This window comes from Thalassospira sp. NFXS8 (assembly GCF_040148805.1).
In the GTDB taxonomy this organism is placed as follows: domain Bacteria; phylum Pseudomonadota; class Alphaproteobacteria; order Rhodospirillales; family Thalassospiraceae; genus Thalassospira.
The window spans coordinates 269856-287538 of the sequence record NZ_JAGEMF010000004.1 but is presented as its reverse complement, the minus strand read 5'-3'; the positions used below and the strand labels follow the sequence as shown (position 1 = coordinate 287538).

Here is a 17683-nt window from a genome sequence, read left to right as displayed (position 1 = left end):
CTCCCGGCAGCGGTTTCTCAAATCTCAAGCGTTCCACGTAATCAGGATGTCGCCCTACACGAAGCGGCCCCTTTGCTGACGACCGGCTTATGCCTGGTCGCCGTGCGAAAGACAGCAATATATAACCCAAAACCAATCAACACAGCCCCGACAATCTGAATTGCGGCGATGTCATTTCCCAAAATGGCAGCGGCTAATATTAACCCCGATAACGGGTTGATCAAATGGGCGGCGGCGGCCTTGCTGGCCCCGAACCGTTTGATCAGATACAGCCACATAAACATCGCCCCCAAGGTGATAACGACGGCCAAATATAAAATCGCCATCAGGGTTTGCAAATGCAGGGCCGCCTGCCATTGTGCCAGTTCAGGGGCCCGAAACAGGGCAACCGGCATCAATACCAGCCCGCCGACCAGCGATTGCCAAAAATTTACATCCACCGGTGATGCCCCGGTCGAGCGCCCCCGCAAATAAACCGTACCAAAGGCAAAGGCCACGGTCCCGCCAATTGCCATGGCATAACCTGCCCACGCCGATATGCCGGACATTACCGCCAGAGGCATATTGATACCCGACCCCGGCTGCCATATGGCAACACAAGCCACCCCCGCAACACAAATGGCAAAACCTGCCAGTCGTTGCGCATTAAGTGTTTCCTGCCCGGATACCACGGCAAAAGCACTGGTTAATAATGGCGCACAACTAATTATCACCACCAGCACCGGGGCGGGCACCGTTTGCAATGCCAGAAAACTTAGCCCCAGATACAACGCATTGTTTAAAACCCCGGCAATGGCCCCAAACCGCATGACGGGTATATGTAAAAACAACTGCCCCCGGCGCAATACAAACGGCAGTAAACACAGCGCACCAAGCAAAAAACGAATGGCAAGTAGCACAATCGGGTCAAGATCGGCAATTGCTACCTTGCCGACAATAAAGGCCGACGACCACACCAGGCTGAAGCCTGCAAACAACACAAGAATACGTCCCATTTTGGTTTTCCTTCTGCAAAACAGACTTTGATGCCCAAATTGTGCATGACGAATTTAAAAATGGAAAATTAATTAAAAACCTTAACAAATCAGTTATACTAATTTGAACGCAAGCTTCGTTGGAACTTCACAACACCACGCACGGTCATTCCCATGACAGAAATTACCACAACCGGTTCCCTGTCCGCCCCGGTCCGGCATCTTGACGACCGACGGATAACACTGGAGCAACTTCGCACCTTTGTCGGCATTGCCGCAGCGCTGGATTTTCAGGTTGCCAGCACCGAATTGATGCGCAGCCAGTCTGCCATCACTCAAAGCCTGCAAAAACTGGAAGAAATTTTATGCTGTCGGCTCATTGACCGGCGGCGTGGGCAAGTGGCGGATTTAACTGAAGATGGCAGGCGGCTTTTGCCAATGGCCCAGGAAATTCTATCACGCCTTTCCACTGCAATAGACAGCTTTCGCCAGCCCGAATTACAGGGCCGGATCCGGCTGGGTGTGCCTGATGATTTTCCGCTAGGCAACATTGCCACGGCAGTTCGGCGATGCATGGAAATTAATCCGTCCTTGCGGGTCGAGGTTACATCTGCCCTGTCATCGCAAGTGTGCGAGCAATACCGCCAGAACGAGATCGATATCATTATTTATAAAAAGGTCGCCCACGCCACAACGCCTGGCACAAAGGCCGCAGCCACACACGACACCTCCAGCGACACCATTTTGCATCGGCAGCCCCTTGGCTGGGTGGCATCACAAACCATTCCGCCAAATCTTGAAGGCGATATTCCACTCATTACATTTCCCGAAGGTTGCGCCTACCGTGCGGCCGCAATTGCTGCCATTGAAAAATCCGGCCTTGGCTATTTTAATGCCTATCGCAGTGCCTCCTATCACAATATCCGGCGCGCAATATCAGCGGGCCTGGGGATTGGCATTTTGCCCCATAATGCCATTGGCAGTGACCATGTGCTGTTACATCTACCCGATATTTTACCATCCCTGCCCGATATTGAACTTGTGTTGACTTATGACCGGTCCCGTTCGTTGTTCCATCAATTTGTCAGCCAATTGTTGCGTAATGGCGACATCGCCGTGCCCCATGCCGCCTGAAACAGATGCCGGTGCACGCCTCTAAATTAGCAATATTTGATGTACCGCAAGGCTACGTATTTGCAAATCGCTATCATTTCGTCCTGTGAGAATCTGATTGTCACCACCCATAACCATATCAGGAGGGACGAGCATGCCTGCCACAATGAAAGCCGCCGTAGCGCGCGAATTTGGCAAACCCCTGTCGATTGAAGAAGTTACCGTGCCCAAAGTTACACCGGGCACCATTCTGGTTAAAATCGAGGCATCGGGCGTTTGCCACACCGATTTGCATGCCGTTGAAGGCGACTGGCCGGTCAAACCAAACCCGCCCTTCATTCCTGGTCATGAAGGCGTTGGTGTTGTTGCCGAAATCGGCGCGGGCGTTAAATCAGTCAAGGTTGGCGATCGTGTTGGCGTGCCGTGGCTATATTCCGCCTGCGGGCATTGCCATCACTGCATCACCGGCTGGGAAACCCTGTGCGGCGAGCAAATCAATACCGGCTATTCTATCAATGGCGGTTTTGCCGAATATGTTCTGGCCGATCCCAACTATGTCGGCCATTTGCCCGATGCCCTTGAATTTGGCAATGCCGCCCCGGTTTTATGTGCCGGTGTCACGGTTTACAAAGGCCTGAAAGAAACCGAATGCAAACCCGGCGAAACGGTGGTTATTTCCGGTGTCGGTGGTTTGGGCCACATGGCAGTCCAATATGCCAAGGCCATGGGCATGAAAGTTATCGCTGTTGACATCACCAGTGAAAAACTGCAACTCGCCAAGGACCTCGGTGCGGACTGGACGCTGAACGCCGCCGAAACCGATGTGGTTGCCGAAGTGCAAAAACAGATGGGCGGTGCCAATGGTGTGCTGATAACGGCGGTGTCTAACAGTGCCTTTAAACAGGGCGTTGGCATGCTGGGCCGTCACGGCACCATGGCCCTTTGTGGCCTGCCGCCGGGAACGTTCGAACTCGATATTTTTGATACCGTCCTGTCGCGCAAAACCATTCGCGGCTCCATCGTCGGCACCCGTGCCGATTTACAAGAAGCCCTGGAATTTGCGGGCGACGGCAAAGTACATTCGCATTTCACCACCGAACCGATTGAAAACATCAATTCCATTTTCGACCGCATGCGCGGCGGCAAAATTGATGGCCGCATCGTTATGACGATCTGACCTGTCGCGGTTACGCCATCTACACACATAAAATGCCGTGCCGGAGTCACCCCCGGTGCGGCATTTCCGACTTCAACTTACCCATCGGGTCTTTCCCGGCATTCCCCGTTTAAACCCTTATCAATCTTGGCCAGGATCGGCGCACAAATCAATCACGGCAGCATGCTGGCCCCCGTTCCCAGTGATCCAGCGCGCGTCAATCCAGCTTTTGGCATAATTACCTGCGACCTTGCAGCCATCGGGTGAAACTGCCGGTTCCTGAAAAACACCGCGCCGCACCAAATGCGCAATACCGTCGTCCCCGGCAAAATAACTCGCAGGACCGCCAGACCAGAAAAAGAAAATTCCTTTTGCCGTTATCACCGGACTAATATCGGCGGAGTGCATTGACCATTCCCCAAACGGCAAACAATATTTGCGACTTCTGCCATCCGGCCAAACCGCCCAAATGGCATAGCAATTGGTTTTCTTCCAATTATCGTCAGGACTGATATGCATGGTGTACCCCATACAGTTCCACGTCATCAGCCCCTTCAAAAAGGGATTATAGCGTGTACAACCATGCCATGCTTCGCTGCCGGAAATATCAAGATGAATTAATTCACCATTTTCAGGATGCAACACATCAAGCCGGGCATTACGCGGATCATCATCCCCGTAATCGCCAAACAGCAAGAAACCTTCACCGGGCGCAAATGGCTTCCAGCGGCGATTTAATTTTTTATTGTATTCGTTTACGACGATAGAACAGTCAGCATAGGATGTCGCGGCGGCATTAAATCCATATTTTTCATTTGCAGGACGAACCATTCTTTTAAAGATTTCAATTTCTTTTTCTTTCCCGACAGGTCCCTGATAAAAATAAACACCATCTTCATTACTTTTAATTGGATAACTTATAATTCCAGACCCGGCACAAAGAGCAACGCTGGGCCGCATCCAATTTTCCGCAGGATAGACCTGCTCAGGCGAATCAATCGTCCACAAGAATAAATCCATTCCCTTGGCACTGAGTTGGTTCTGCGCTTCACGGGTTTTAGGAACTCTTTCGGCATTATAGCCCCAATAAAATATACGTTCATTGTCGACCCAGTTTATACCGGATCCGATCGAACCCACCCCGGACAGGGTATCCGCCACATAAAATTTATGGGGAACATCCCCTGTGTCAGACTGCAAAAGATATTTCCAATCCGGCACCCAAATGACCAAAGCGCCGATGCAAGCCCACGCAACAGCACTGCCTTTATTGTGCCGCACCCAGCGCCACAGATGCTTAATATGTCCGCCCGGTCTACGATCCGATTTAATCAAGAAATTTCCCCCACCCGATTTCGATAAGTATGCACAGTAATAGAACCAAAGACACCTGTCCAAACTGGGGAGAGAGATGCTGTTTTAGCACTCAAACATGGGTATATGCGGGGGAGATTTGTATTGCAGCCCGCCTTTCTTTTACCGTGCGACTTACAAGTCGCGCCCGCAAAACGGGTCTTCGCTGTAATACCGTACCGGCACGTCAGGGCCGACAATGGCAGAAACCCGGTTTATCCAGGCTATAAGTGCGCCATAAGAAGTCATTTCAAGACCGGCTTCATGCGCGAGATGAACATAGGCATAAACCGCAATGTCGGCGACAGAATAGCTGCCATTGGCCAGAAACATATGGTCCTGCAAATGGGCATCAAGCAAACCCAGAACATGTTTTGCGCTTTCCCGTCGCCGGGGTAATTGCGCGGCATTGCGTTCATTTTTACCAGTTAAATTCCAATGGCGCAGGCACGCAATGGTTGACTGGACATAGTCGGTTTCAAAAAACAGCCACTGGCTGACTTTGGCTTTTTGAAAAGCATCATCAGGCAGGTATTTGCTGCCCTGTGCCAGATAAAGCAAAATGGCATGTGATTCCGCCAGGCATCGCCCGTCATCAAGCTCCAGCACCGGCACCGCACCGGCAGGGTTTTTCAACATAAAATCAGGCGTATGACTTTCGCCCTCAAAAATGGACAGCCAGACCGTTTCATAATCAATATTCAGATGGGCGCAAAGCTGACGGACTTTCCAGGCATTTTGCGACCCGGCATAATCATATAACTTCATAACCAACCTCGTTTCAGGCACAAAAGATAGGGTCCCGCATTGGGCAATGCAGGTAACAGGGTTTAAAAAATCGAATGTTTTGGGGATCAGGCGTGCTGACGCGCCATTTCTGCCTCGTGATCAAGCAGCCATTTTTTGCGCGCAAGGCCCCCGGCATAACCGGTCAACGTGCCATCCGCGCCAATCACCCGATGGCAGGGTACAATGATGGAAACCGGGTTAAGCGCATTGGCCCGGGCCACCGCGCGCACCGCTTTGGGGTTGCCAAGGCTTGCCGCCAGTCCCCCATAAGAAACGTGGGTTCCCGCTGGAATTTCGATCAGCGCCTGCCAGACTGATTTTTGAAAATCCGTGCCGCGTAAATCAATATCTTCCATTGGCAGGGGCATCACCCGCCCGGCAAAATAGGCATCGAGCCACGCCAGAACCGATGGCGGGGCAAAGCTGCTGTTGCGCCAGTCAATATTTTTAAACCGCCGTGATGAAATCAGATGCAGACGGTCGTCATTTTCTTCAAAATCAAGATGCACCAGCCGCTGATGAACCGAAGCAAGACTGAGGGTGCCAAGCGGGCTGTCATAACGGGCGACGTCAATTTTCGATATCAGGGTCATCATCGTTTTCCTTGTTCTCGCTATCCGCATCGGGAATCAGGGCCGACCACAAATATTGCGCGGCATAGGCCCGCCACGGTCGCCACCGCAATGACTGTTTTTCAAGTTCTTTGGCCGTGGCCGGGCCACCGCCCTGCGCCGACCCTTTAAGAATGCCAAGATCAGCAGCGGGAAAAGCATCCGGGTCACCCAACCCGCGCAGGGCAAAATAATGCAAGGTCCACGGGCCAATCCCTTTGATCGCCGCCAAATCGGCCAGAATATCGTTGTCGCTGCGGTCCTGCATATTGATGTTGGCAAATAACGCAATCACATCGCCCAATGTTTGTGCCCGACGCTTTGTCAGACCAATGGGAACCAGATCGTGCCCTTGCAAGATTTCGGGTTGGGGAAATAAGTGCGTAATACCCGTACCTGCCACCAGATGGTCGGGCAAAGCCTGGCCATATTGCACCACAATGCGCCCGGCCAATGTGCGCGCCGCCGCCACCGAAACCTGCTGGCCCAGCACAGCGCGAACAGCCAGTTCAAAACGGTCCCAACAGCCGGGTACGCGCAAGCCGGGACGACGTTTTACCAGTGGTGCCAATAACGGATCGTCGGCAAAAACAGCGCAAATCGCGGTCATATCGGCATCAAGATCAAACAGGCGACGCACCCGCCCGCCCAGATCCAGCAAACTACCGCGATCTTCGCCGCGCAAACAAATTTCAACGCTACCATTACGCAAAAATCGGCAAATCATAAGGCCCGGTGCCGCGCCCAGCAAAAAACCGCGCGCGTAATAATCATCGCCCACCGCCTCCAGCCCCGGTATGGATCGCGCGCGGAAGAACCCCAGTAAAAAATCGCTATCAAAGGGCTGACGAGGTTTAAGGCGCAAAACCATATCGTCTTTTTGAAGCTGCATTGGATGATCATTTCCTGATGTGATTTTACGGTCTGCGCCATCTTTTATGCCGCGTCGAAAGGCCGTTGGCGCATGCCCATAGGCCGTTTTCATGGCATCGTTAAAGCGCCGCAAACTGCCAAAACCGGCAATATCGGCAATTTCTGTCATCGACATGTTACTATCGACAATAAGCTGACGGGCACGCAGCAACCGTCGTGCCTTGGCATGGTCTTGCGGCGTGACGCCTGTATGATCCTTGAAAATACGACGTAAATGCCGCGCTCCAAGACCCAATCGGTCGGCAAGATCTTCGACCGAACCCTCGGTGAGGGCACCTTCCTCGATCAGGCGCACGGCGCGGCGCACGGTTGCGTGCACACCCGCCGCCGCCGCACTGCCCGGTGCGGCCTCGGGGCGGCAGCGTAAACAGGGGCGAAACCCATGAGCAATGGCGGCTTCGGCCGTAGGAAAAAACGTAACATTTTGCCGCTTGGGCGTTACCGCCGGGCAAATGGGCCGGCAAAAGATGCCGGTGGTTTTAACAGCGGTATAAAACCGCCCGTCAAACCGGTTATCACGCGCCAGCAAGGCGGTATAACAAATGTCATCGCTGATCTGTTCCATGCCTGCAGCTTAACAGAACAGCGCATAAATACTCGCCACTTTCGGACTCGGACATTTACATATTACAGCCACATAAAAACAAAGGCCCCGCCAGACAAATTGTGGCGCGACCTTTGCTGTATCAAAAACCGAAATGACGGTTTCCCGCACATATCAGGCTGAAAATCAGAACTTTGGCGGTTCTTCGGTGAAAACCCTTTGATAGAAGTTCGGGTTTAGCAACGTAGAAACAGCAATAAGCGACGGCGACCTTCTTTCGCTGATCTTGACGATCAAGGCATGTGGTGCCGGCGAGATGTCGCGGATTTCAAGAACCTCAAAAACCGAACTATGGGCATTGGTAACCCTGAACTGGTCGCCAATGGCGACATTCTGGTCCGCTTTCCGCGCCATTCTTTAGGACCTCCGTAATATATAGAAACAAAGACCTGACATTTATCGCCCAACGATAAACGCGGCTTTGATAACACCGGTTATTCTGCGCGAAAGTCACGGCAAAACTATGACAGTGATATGAAGGAAGATGGCAAAGTCTGCACATCAACTTTACGGCAAGAAATTCCAGTCACCGGCCATTGTTCAGTTTTCCGTCAAAATTAATGAAAAAATGACATCAAATGCGGCGTCCGGCTGAAATTTTACAACAGAATAATGTATGCGTTTAACAACCTTTACCTGCTCTTGCACGGCTTTTTTCTTCTTTTAGGCGCGCAGATTGCCACAGATAAATTTTCACCCGTTACATGACCGGACGATCAGGGATCAATCCGATTTCATAACAGATTTAATATTAGCGCATTCTGGTTAAGAATTGATTGGGATAAAATGCGGGGCAGCAATACCAAATTACCCGACACAGCAGAAAAACAGCCAGAAACAAATAAGCGGCGCGAATAAATTCGCGCCGCCTTTTGTTCCGCTGTCCATGCGGGGATTGGGGGGAAGAACATGGACAACGAAAACGGTAAATAATGACAGGGCCAGGCTAATCCATAACCTCCATATGCTGCTCCTCGTCCGAGCGCTTTTTCTTTGGTCCCTGCATCACCAGTAACAAGGGTGCAACTGCCAGAACAATCCACATCATCGCCTGAAAATCATCAAGATAGGCAATGGTCTTGGCCTGATTTGTAATCATGTTATTCAAGCCAACCGCCCCGGCCGTTGTTTGCCAGTCCCAGGCATCAGGCAACCATGGTGCCTGCATGGCATGACGAAACGGGGTCATCATGGCGGCAAAGCTTGAATGCACAACCTGGGTGTTCTGGGTCAGCATCGTTGTCATCACCGAAATCCCGATACTCGACCCGATATTCCGCATCAGGCTAAACATCGCCGTGCCTTCGGTGCGGTATTTCGGGTTTAGCGTGGCAAAGGTAATGGTGCTAAGGGGCACAAAAATAAACCCGAGCCCAACCCCCTGAATAATCCCGGTCATGGTAAGTGTCGTTGCGCTGACCTCGGTGGTGAAACACGACATTTGATACAGCGACAATGCCGTCATGCCCAAACCAAACAGGATCAAAAAGCGAATATCAAACCGGCCCACCAGCCGCCCGACCAGCATCATCGCGATCATGGATCCGATACCACGTGGTGCCAGCAAGATACCTGCCGTCACCACCGGATATCCCATCAGATTTTGCAGGAACGGGGGCAAAAGTGCCAGTGTTGCCAACAACACCACACCCACAATAAAGATGAAAATCAAGCCAATGGCAAAGTTTCGATCTTTAAACAGGCCGGGCTCCAGAAATGGATTTTTAGCCGTAAACATATGCACCAGAAACATATAGATGCATAAAATACTCAGCACCATTTCGATCAGAATCTCGAAGGATGAAAACCAGTTCTGGGATTCCCCCCGATCGAGCATCATCTGCAATGCACCAATCGACAGGCTTAAAAGGGCAAAACCAAACCAGTCAAACGGCAAGCCCGGCTTTTTCGAGGTTTCAGGCACAAACGCCATAATGCCACCCAGCGCCATCAACCCAACCGGCAGGTTGATATAAAAAACCCAGCGCCAGTTATAATATTCGGTCAGATAGCCCCCCAAAGTCGGACCCAGAATAGGGCCAAGCATCACACCCATGCCCCACATTGCCATGGCTGAACCGTGTTGTTCCTTGGGATAGGTATCAAGCAGAACCGCCTGCGAAAGCGGCACCAGCCCGGCCCCGAAGGCGCCTTGCAGCAGACGAAACATGACAATTTCAGGCAAGGACGTTGCCGCACCACACAACATGGAAGCAATGGTAAAACCGGCCACCGAACAAATAAACAGCTTGCGCCGGCCAAACCTTGCGGCCAGAAACCCGGTGGGCGGCGTCATGATGGCGGCAGCAACGATATAGGATGTCAGCACCCAGGAAATCTGGTCCTGGGTCGCCGACATGCTGCCTTGCATATGGGGCAAGGCCACATTGGCAATCGTTGTATCAAGCGCCTGCATGATGGTCGCCAGCATAATGGAAACCGTTGTTAACCCGCGTTCAAGCGGTGTGGTTTCCATGCCTGTTGCTGTGGTGGCGGCAGAACTCATTGTGCATCATCTCCGATGCCATTGTCTTTGCGACCATGACCGGTTCCTGCTTCTGCCTGGTTAATACCAACCCACGACAACGCCGTCTGGGCAAAGGCAGGCATTTCACGTTTATGGTGGGTATCAACCTCTACGACCGTGCTCATCCCGGCCCGCAAGATCGGCTGACTGTCGGTCAGTTCCAGCTCAATACGAACAGGAACGCGCTGCACAACCTTTACCCAGTTCCCCGTGGCATTCTGTGCCGGCAATACCGAAAATTCCGCCCCGGTCGCAGGTGAAACGCTTTGCACAACCCCTTTCCACTCGTGGTCAGGATAGGCATCCACCGTTACCGATACTTCCTGCCCGGTTTCAAGATATGTCAGGTCGACTTCCTTGAAATTGGCATCAATCCACATTGATTTGGTTGAAATCAGGCTGGCAACAGCCTTACCCGGCGTAATATATGCACCCGGTTCGGGTTTGTTGGTGACAACACCATCAAACGGCGCAGTAATAACCGTGTGGGCCAGGTCAAGTTCCGCCTGATCCAGGGCGGCTTTGGCCTGCTGATATTGCGGTAATTGCTCGACCGGGGTATCCACCGACCCACCTAATTTAGCCAAAGTGGTTTGCATGGCCTGGCGGTCCAGCGCAATTTGCTGTTTGGCGCTGGCTACTGCGTTTTGCGAATCATCAAACGCAGCCTTCGACACCACATTTTTCTTGCTGAGCTGCGACTGGCGGGCATAGGTGCGCTGGGCATATTCCAGTTTGATTTTTGCCAGTTCCAGGCTGCCCTGTTGTTCGGCATAACCCTGTTTAAGGGCATTCATGTCCTGACGAACAGAGGACAAATTTGCCTGCGCCTGCTCCACTGCAATGGTGAACGGATCCTGATCGAGGCGCAGCAGCACATCGCCCTTTTTAACCTGCTGGTTTTCATGCACCAATACATCGGCTACCTGCCCGCTCACCTGCGGGCTGATCGCCACCATATCGGCATGAATATAGGCGTTTTCGGTTTCAATAAACCGCCCGCCCGAATAATACCAGTACGCCCCACCTACGATCACGGCTACCGGCCCTAAGACCAGCAGGATCGGGCGTAACCAGCGCCGTTTACGTTTTGGTGCGGCAACATCTGCACTGCCTTCTGAACCGGCGGCATTATCCACTCTTTCGTTCATTCTTCTATGCCTTTTAAAACAGGTTTGGTTGCGCCGGGGGTTTTGTCGGCCTGGTCCTGTTCGCAGGAAATCAGGTTCACGCGCATTTTTTGCAAAAGACCAATCATGATTTCCTGGTCCTCCGCCGACAAACCAGCCAGGGCGTCGCGCCGGGTTTCGGCGGCAAACTCCCACATTCTATCAATAAGCGGAGACGCATTTTTGCCGACATAAAGGTTAACTGCCCGTCGGTCATCCGGGTCTCGCCGACGTTCGACCAGGCCGGCTTCCTCAAGCCGGTCAATCAAACGCGCCAGTGTAATGGGCTGAATATCCATCAACTCGGCCAGGGCGGCCTGATTGATACCCTCGCGCGGGACAAGAAATGCAAGTGCCTGCAACTGCGACTGGGTCAGGCCCAAATCACGCGAACGACGGTTAAAACGACGCATCATTAAACGCGAAACGTCTTTCACCAAAAAGCCTATGCTTCGTTGAGGATCACGCGAGGAATGCAAAAACCGGCTCCAGCTTATTATACGCAATACATATTGTAAGCAATGTATATGAAATTGCCGTACAGAATGGCAAGTGTGAATTGCATCACATCAAAAGATGCCAACAAAACCGAAGGCAAGTCATTGTTTTTAATTGAACTTTTTCAATGCATAGCACACATGCAAAAAACAGGGCACATCGCCCTCGCCCCTAACCACATTGGTGCATAATGCAAAACGGCCCCGTGGCAGATTCCACAGGGCCGTTCTGACGGTATAAAACCGGTATTAAGTTTGACTATCCGGCAATGAGCATTCCGGCCGGTATAGCGAGCAACAGACTTAGCGCGACCCGCAAAAACCACACAACAACCAACCGGCCAACACCGATGGGAATTTCAGTCGATAGAATGCAGGGTATCGATGCAGAAAAAAACAAAACGCCTGATACACTAACCACACCGGCAGCAAACCGCACGACCATATCTGCATCCCCCAGCAACAAGGCAGGCAGGAACATTTCAGCCAGCCCCGTTGCCGATGCCTTCGCCAGTTCCATAGCTCCATCGAGGCCAAAAATCGCCGTGAACGGATAAAAAATGTAACCAACCCAGTCAAATACCGGGGTGTATTTTGCCAGCAACAACCCGATCAGGCCGACCGACATAATGGACGGCAAAATCGAAAGGGTCATTAACAGACCTTCGCGAAAATTCAGCTTCACATTTTCCAGTAAACCCGGCGCATTATGGGCAACATCCAGCCCGCTTTGCCACGCAGTGCGTACCCGCTGGCCCGAAGGGACCTCGGGTTCGGGGTCGCGGGCATGGTCATCCATCCCCGATAATGGCGGAATGCGCACCGTTATCGCCGTCACGACAAAGGTAATTGCCAATGTCAGCCAAAAATACTGATTCCAGATTTCCATCAGGTTCAGGGTTTTTGCGACAATGATCATGAAAGTTGCCGACACGGTTGAAAAACCGGTCGCAATAACTGCGGCTTCACGGGCCGAATATTGACCCGCCTTGTAAACCCTGTTGGTAATCAAAAGGCCAATGCTGTAACTGCCAACAAACGAGGCCACCGCATCAATTGCTGAACGGCCCGGTGTTTTCCAAATCGGACGCATCACCGGCTGTAAAAACACGCCAATAAATTCCAGCAGCCCGTAACTGACCAGCAATGCCAAAAATACCGCACCAATTGGCACAATCAAGCCTACAGAAATGACCAGCTTGTTAAACAGGAACGGCAACATATCCTTGCTTTGCAAGGCATCCGGCCCCCACCCGGTCAATGCCAGAACTGCCGTAAGCGCACCTAATACCTTAAGCAGCGAAAACACCATTTCAGTGGTGTTTGTTTTCCACTGCCCGGTCACAAACGGGTAAGCTGCCCCAACCCAGATCATGGCCAGCGCATAATACCCGGCAACCGGCCCCAGAACACCGCGTAAATACCCGACCATATGATCGAGCGGGATCGATGTTTTACCTTCCAGCGTGATCGGCACAAAAAAGATAAAAATGCCAATCGCACTTAACCCCAGCAAGCGCCAGATATTGGCCGCATTAGGTTGCCCGGATACCTGTTTGGTGCTGGCCTGCGCAGACGCAGGTTCGTTTCTTGATGACATAATAGCGTCCCCGAATTTTACGTTTATCGACATCTATTTTGTATAGACATGATATTATGTCTATACATGTAAACGCGATCTGCAACAGGAAATTTCAAAACCACCGCAATCAACCCTGTTTCGCATCGTAATCCAGGCATCCGCGTACGAGATCGCCCGGTGTTCTCCGGACCTGCCATTTTGGGAATAAAGGCAAAGAAAAACCCCCGCTGCAAAACAACGGGGGTTTAAATGTCTCTATCCGAAACAAGGTTAGTCGATATCCTCAACGTCGCCTGCCGAACCGGTCACACGGGCGGCCAGGGCGGCAGCCATGAACTGGTCCAGATCACCGTTCAAAACACCCTGGGTATCGGATGTTTCAACGCCAGTACGCAAATCCTTGATCATTTGATAAGGCTGCAACACATAAGAGCGAATCTGATGGCCCCAGCCAATATCGGACTTGGTGTCTTCAACGGCCTGGGCTTCGGCTTCGCGGCGTTGCAATTCAGCCTCGTATAACCGGGCTTTCAGCATTTTCATCGCCGTATCGCGGTTTTTATGCTGGGAGCGGTCATTCTGGCACTGGGCGACAATGCCGGTCGGAATATGGGTGATACGCACCGCAGAATCCGTCCGGTTAACGTGCTGCCCACCAGCCCCCGAAGCACGATAGGTATCAACGCGCAAATCCTTGTCCAGGATTTCGATATTGATATCGTCATCGACCACCGGATAAACCCAGCAAGATGAAAAACTGGTATGGCGACGTGCCGCGCTGTCATAGGGCGAAATACGCACCAGACGATGCACACCAACTTCGTTTTTCAGCCAGCCATAGGCGTTATGGCCGGAAATCTTGTAAGTCACAGATTTAATGCCGGCTTCTTCGCCGTCACTTTCTTCAAGCATTTCCAGCTTATAGCCCTTGGATTCCGACCAGCGCACATACATACGCGCCAGCATACTGGCCCAGTCCTGCGCTTCGGTCCCGCCGGCACCGGCATGGACTTCAAGATAGGCGTCATTGGCGTCAGCTTCACCCGACAGCAGGCTTTCCAGCTCGCGCTTGGCCGCAATATCGCGGATCGAACGCAAACCGTCTTCAGCTTCCTTGACCGTATCATCATCGCCCTCGGCTTCGCCAAGTTCGATCAATTCGATATTGTCAGAAAGTTCCTGAGCCAGTGATTTGTAGCCGTTAATGGAATCTTCCAGATGGGTGCGTTCGCGCATGATTTTCTGCGCGTTGTCAGGGCTATCCCACAAGGTCGGATCTTCGGCAAGGGCGTTTAATTCGTCCAGGCGTCTAAGAGCATTATCCCAGTCAAAGATGCCTCCTCAGCAGCGCCATCGACTGCTTGATCTCATCTACCAATGCCTGTGCTTCAGCGCGCATTGATGTCTCCGTTATACAAAAATCTGGTTTGGACGATATCCGCCGAAAGTTGCGAATATCGCGTCATCGGCGGCGCTTATAACAGTTTTTGCCCCGCTTGAAACCCCTGCGGCGCAGACAAAAGGGCCGGGTCTGTGTTTACCCGGCCCTTTTGCGCTATTTCAACAGCCAATACCCGTTCAGATCGGCGTACTAGTAAATACCGCTGGGGCTGGAAACGCCATTATCGCTGCTGCCACTACTACCTGAGGATCCGACACCGGGCGAACCACCATCAATAACATTATCATTACGTTCCGGGATGGTTCCGGGTTTGAAGGCTTCCCAGATCACATTATTATCGCCAGATTGCGCCGGAAGGCCGCTTTTCGCATCTACCCGCACCATACGGATACCAGGTGGGGTACGGAAGGGAACGGGTGTCACCCCTTCCATGGCATGGGTCATAAATTCCTGAAAAATCGGTGCTGCGGCCGATGCACCCTGTTCGCGCCCACCAAGCGAACGATTGTCGTCAAAGCCCACATACACGCCAACGGCAAGGTCGGGGGTAAAGCCCACAAACCAGGCGTCACGCGAATCATTGGTCGTTCCGGTTTTGCCTGCCAAAGGAAATTGCAAATTCCGCATCCGGCGACCGGTCCCGCGTTGAATAACACCTTCCAGAATTGACACAATCTGATAAGCACTGGCCGGATCAGCCAGTTGCTCACGGTTATCTGGCAATTCTGGCGGGGTTTGGCCGTTATAAACCACGTCCTGGCATTCCGCGCACTGACGGTCATCCCGGCGATAAATAACTTTGCCCCGGCGATCCTGAATACGGTCAATCAGTGTCGGGGTTACTTTTTTGCCCCCGTTCACGAGTTCGGAATATCCGTTGGTAAGCTTCAACACCGTGGTTTCAGCAGCCCCCAGCGACATGGATAAAACAGCGGGCATACTGTCAACAACACCGAATTTTTCGGCATAGTTAACCACTTTGTCCATACCAATGGTTTGTGCAAGACGCACCGTCATCAGGTTTCGCGAAAGTTCAATCCCCAGGCGCAATGTGGATGGGCCATAAAACTTGCCACTATAGTTACCCGGTTTCCATTTGCCCTGCCCCGGCCCCTGATCAATCACGAAGGGCGCATCAAGCACCAGCGATGACGGGGTAAAACCGGAATCAAGCGCCGCCAGATACACAAACGGTTTAAAAGCCGACCCAGGTTGACGGCGCGCCTGTGTCGCACGGTTAAATTTTGACAAATCATGTGAAAAACCACCCGACATTGCCAAAACCCGGCCCGTATGCGGGTCCATTGCCACCAAACCACCATTCACATTGGGAATTTGCTGCAAGGAATAGGTGTTTTCGGCGGCCTTGCCATCATCATCGGCCTTAATCGGCTCAACCATAACCACATCGCCGGGATTAACCACATCCGATGCCTTGCCAACGGCACCGCCAACGGTCTGGCCCTTTTGCCACGGGCGCGCCCATTTCATTTCGGCAAAGGGGACTGTCCCCTGTTTACCATTTTCAATGCCAATCACGGCATCGTTGCCATCCAGTTTCAGAACAACGGCCTTCAGCCACGGCACATCATTGGGGGCCTTAACCGGTTCCAGCGCCTTTTGCCAGTCGCCGGAAATGTCGATTTTATCCAGGGGCCCGCGCCAGCCATGTCGCCGGTCATATTCGACCAACCCGTCATACATTACCTTATTGGCAATGGTTTGTAATTTTGGCTCAACCGATGTCCGCACCGACAGGCCGCCATTATAGAGGGCGTTTTCGCCGTAACGATCAACGAGTTCGCGACGGACTTCTTCTGCGAAATAATCGGCATGGGCATAATAATCGACCGATTCCCGATCCTGACCAATAAGCGGCGATGCAATCGCTTCCTGGGCTTCGGCGTCGGTAATATACCCTTCATCCAGCATTCGCCCGATCACCCAGTTACGACGTCCTTTTGCCGCGTCATGATCGCGTACCGGGTCATAATTGGACGGTGCCTTTGGCAGCGCGCCCAGATAGGCGGCTTCGGCCACGGTCAGCTCGTCCAGCGACTTATCAAAATAACGCAAGGCAGCTGCTGCAACCCCGTAACTTCCCCGGCCCAGATAAATTTCGTTCAGATACAGTTCAAGAATATGCTGTTTGGAAAATGCCTGTTCAATGCGAAACGACAGGATCGCTTCCTTGATTTTACGATCGTAGGAAACTTCGTTGGTCAGCAAAAAGTTTTTTGCCACCTGTTGGGTAATGGTCGAAGCCCCAACCGGACGCCGCCCCGAACCAATATTGGCAATGTTGGTAACAGCCGCACGAAAGACGCTGGGAAAATCTATACCCGGATGGGTCCAGAAGTTCTGGTCCTCGGCGGCGACAAAGGCATTCATCACCTTGCGCGGAATTTGTTCAATCGGGACAAAAACCCGTTTTTCCTTGGCATATTCAGCAATCAATGCCCCGTCACCCGCATGAACACGAGTCATGACCTCGGGTTCATAGTCAGCAAGCTGGGTATAATCAGGCAAATCCTGGCCAAAATGCCAGAAAACGCCAAGAACACATGCCCCACCAGCCACTGCGAGCAGGAAGAACACACCGATAATTGTCAGGAAAATACGCATTAAACGGATCTTTATCGTTTCGCTGTTGTTGCCGTCTTGACGGATGCCTGCAGGCACAAATAACACAAAGCCCTACTATCGCGGCAAAAAAGTGACCATGTTGAAACAGAACGACCTGCCCAACATTTTGTTTCCTGCGCTTTCGTCAGCATTTGAATAAATTTTAAAATATTTGCGCCCACATCTGATCGTGGCTGTCAGCCTAAAGATAAATCCCGGCAAAACAACGGCACAAAACAGCAATCATCAAATTTACATAAAAAATTCAATGCAACTTTCACCAAACGTCGGTAACACGCCATCAAAAGCGCCCCTAATCGACGTCGCGCGAAACAATATGGGCCCGGA

The 17683-nt window shown here is 52.1% G+C and carries 14 protein-coding genes; 2 read left to right on the top strand and 12 right to left on the bottom strand.

The features are described 5' to 3' along the window. Nucleotides 1-41: 41 nt before the first annotated feature. Nucleotides 42-995, bottom strand: coding sequence for a DMT family transporter (locus J4E05_RS20195; RefSeq protein WP_349599417.1), 954 nt, complete (start codon nt 993-995; stop codon nt 42-44). Between the two features lie 153 nt (nt 996-1148). Between J4E05_RS20195 and J4E05_RS20190 the strand changes: the two genes are divergently transcribed. Together J4E05_RS20190 and adhP are read left to right on the top strand one after the other, a co-directional pair. After that, nucleotides 1149-2108, top strand: a complete 960-nt coding sequence (locus tag J4E05_RS20190) for a LysR family transcriptional regulator (RefSeq protein ID WP_349599415.1) — start codon at nt 1149-1151, stop codon at nt 2106-2108. A 133-nt stretch (nt 2109-2241) separates the two neighbouring features. Beyond that, nucleotides 2242-3264 (top strand): alcohol dehydrogenase AdhP, encoded by a 1023-nt coding sequence (adhP, locus tag J4E05_RS20185; RefSeq protein ID WP_349599413.1) that lies wholly within the window; start codon nt 2242-2244, stop codon nt 3262-3264. A gap of 120 nt (nt 3265-3384) precedes the next feature. Here the strand turns inward: adhP and J4E05_RS20180 are convergent, their stop codons facing one another. The 11 genes from J4E05_RS20180 to J4E05_RS20130 all read right to left on the bottom strand — a co-directional run bounded on the left by J4E05_RS20180 (nt 3385) and on the right by J4E05_RS20130 (nt 17335). Beyond that, entirely contained in the window at nt 3385-4578 is a 1194-nt protein-coding gene (locus J4E05_RS20180; RefSeq protein ID WP_349599410.1) for a hypothetical protein, read from the bottom strand. Between the two features lie 153 nt (nt 4579-4731). Next, complete coding sequence (locus tag J4E05_RS20175; RefSeq protein WP_349599408.1) at nt 4732-5364, bottom strand: glutathione S-transferase family protein; 633 nt, start codon at nt 5362-5364, stop codon at nt 4732-4734. Nucleotides 5365-5450: 86 nt separating this feature from the next. After that, nucleotides 5451-5981: a methylated-DNA--[protein]-cysteine S-methyltransferase gene (locus tag J4E05_RS20170; protein ID WP_349599405.1), complete on the bottom strand. Its 531-nt coding sequence runs from the start codon at nt 5979-5981 to the stop codon at nt 5451-5453. Continuing rightward, on the bottom strand, nt 5956-7494 hold the full coding sequence (locus J4E05_RS20165; RefSeq protein ID WP_349599402.1) for a DNA-3-methyladenine glycosylase 2 family protein: 1539 nt from the start codon (nt 7492-7494) through the stop codon (nt 5956-5958). Before J4E05_RS20165 ends, J4E05_RS20170 begins: the two co-directional genes overlap by 26 nt. Before the next feature lie 165 nt (nt 7495-7659). Continuing rightward, nucleotides 7660-7887: a hypothetical protein gene (locus tag J4E05_RS20160; protein WP_085593970.1), complete on the bottom strand. Its 228-nt coding sequence runs from the start codon at nt 7885-7887 to the stop codon at nt 7660-7662. 592 nt (nt 7888-8479) lie between these two features. After that, nucleotides 8480-10039, bottom strand: coding sequence for a DHA2 family efflux MFS transporter permease subunit (locus J4E05_RS20155; RefSeq protein ID WP_349599398.1), 1560 nt, complete (start codon nt 10037-10039; stop codon nt 8480-8482). Then, nucleotides 10036-11211: an HlyD family secretion protein gene (locus tag J4E05_RS20150; protein WP_349599395.1), complete on the bottom strand. Its 1176-nt coding sequence runs from the start codon at nt 11209-11211 to the stop codon at nt 10036-10038. The genes J4E05_RS20155 and J4E05_RS20150 overlap by 4 nt, the downstream gene beginning before the upstream one ends. Next, complete coding sequence (locus J4E05_RS20145) at nt 11208-11666, bottom strand: MarR family winged helix-turn-helix transcriptional regulator (protein WP_246833046.1); 459 nt, start codon at nt 11664-11666, stop codon at nt 11208-11210. The genes J4E05_RS20150 and J4E05_RS20145 overlap by 4 nt, the downstream gene beginning before the upstream one ends. A gap of 319 nt (nt 11667-11985) precedes the next feature. Then, the gene (locus J4E05_RS20140; protein WP_349599391.1) at nt 11986-13326 is read right to left on the bottom strand and encodes a YjiH family protein; all 1341 of its coding nucleotides are present in this window, start codon (nt 13324-13326) and stop codon (nt 11986-11988) included. Between the two features lie 252 nt (nt 13327-13578). Next, nucleotides 13579-14707 (bottom strand): peptide chain release factor 2 gene (gene prfB / locus J4E05_RS20135; RefSeq protein WP_349599388.1). Its coding sequence is split into 2 segments (ribosomal slippage): nt 13579-14637 and nt 14639-14707, totalling 1128 coding nucleotides; the frame shifts between segments, so codons are not numbered across the junction. Between the two features lie 192 nt (nt 14708-14899). After that, nucleotides 14900-17335: a penicillin-binding protein 1A gene (locus J4E05_RS20130; protein WP_349599385.1), complete on the bottom strand. Its 2436-nt coding sequence runs from the start codon at nt 17333-17335 to the stop codon at nt 14900-14902. Nucleotides 17336-17683: the final 348 nt, after the last annotated feature.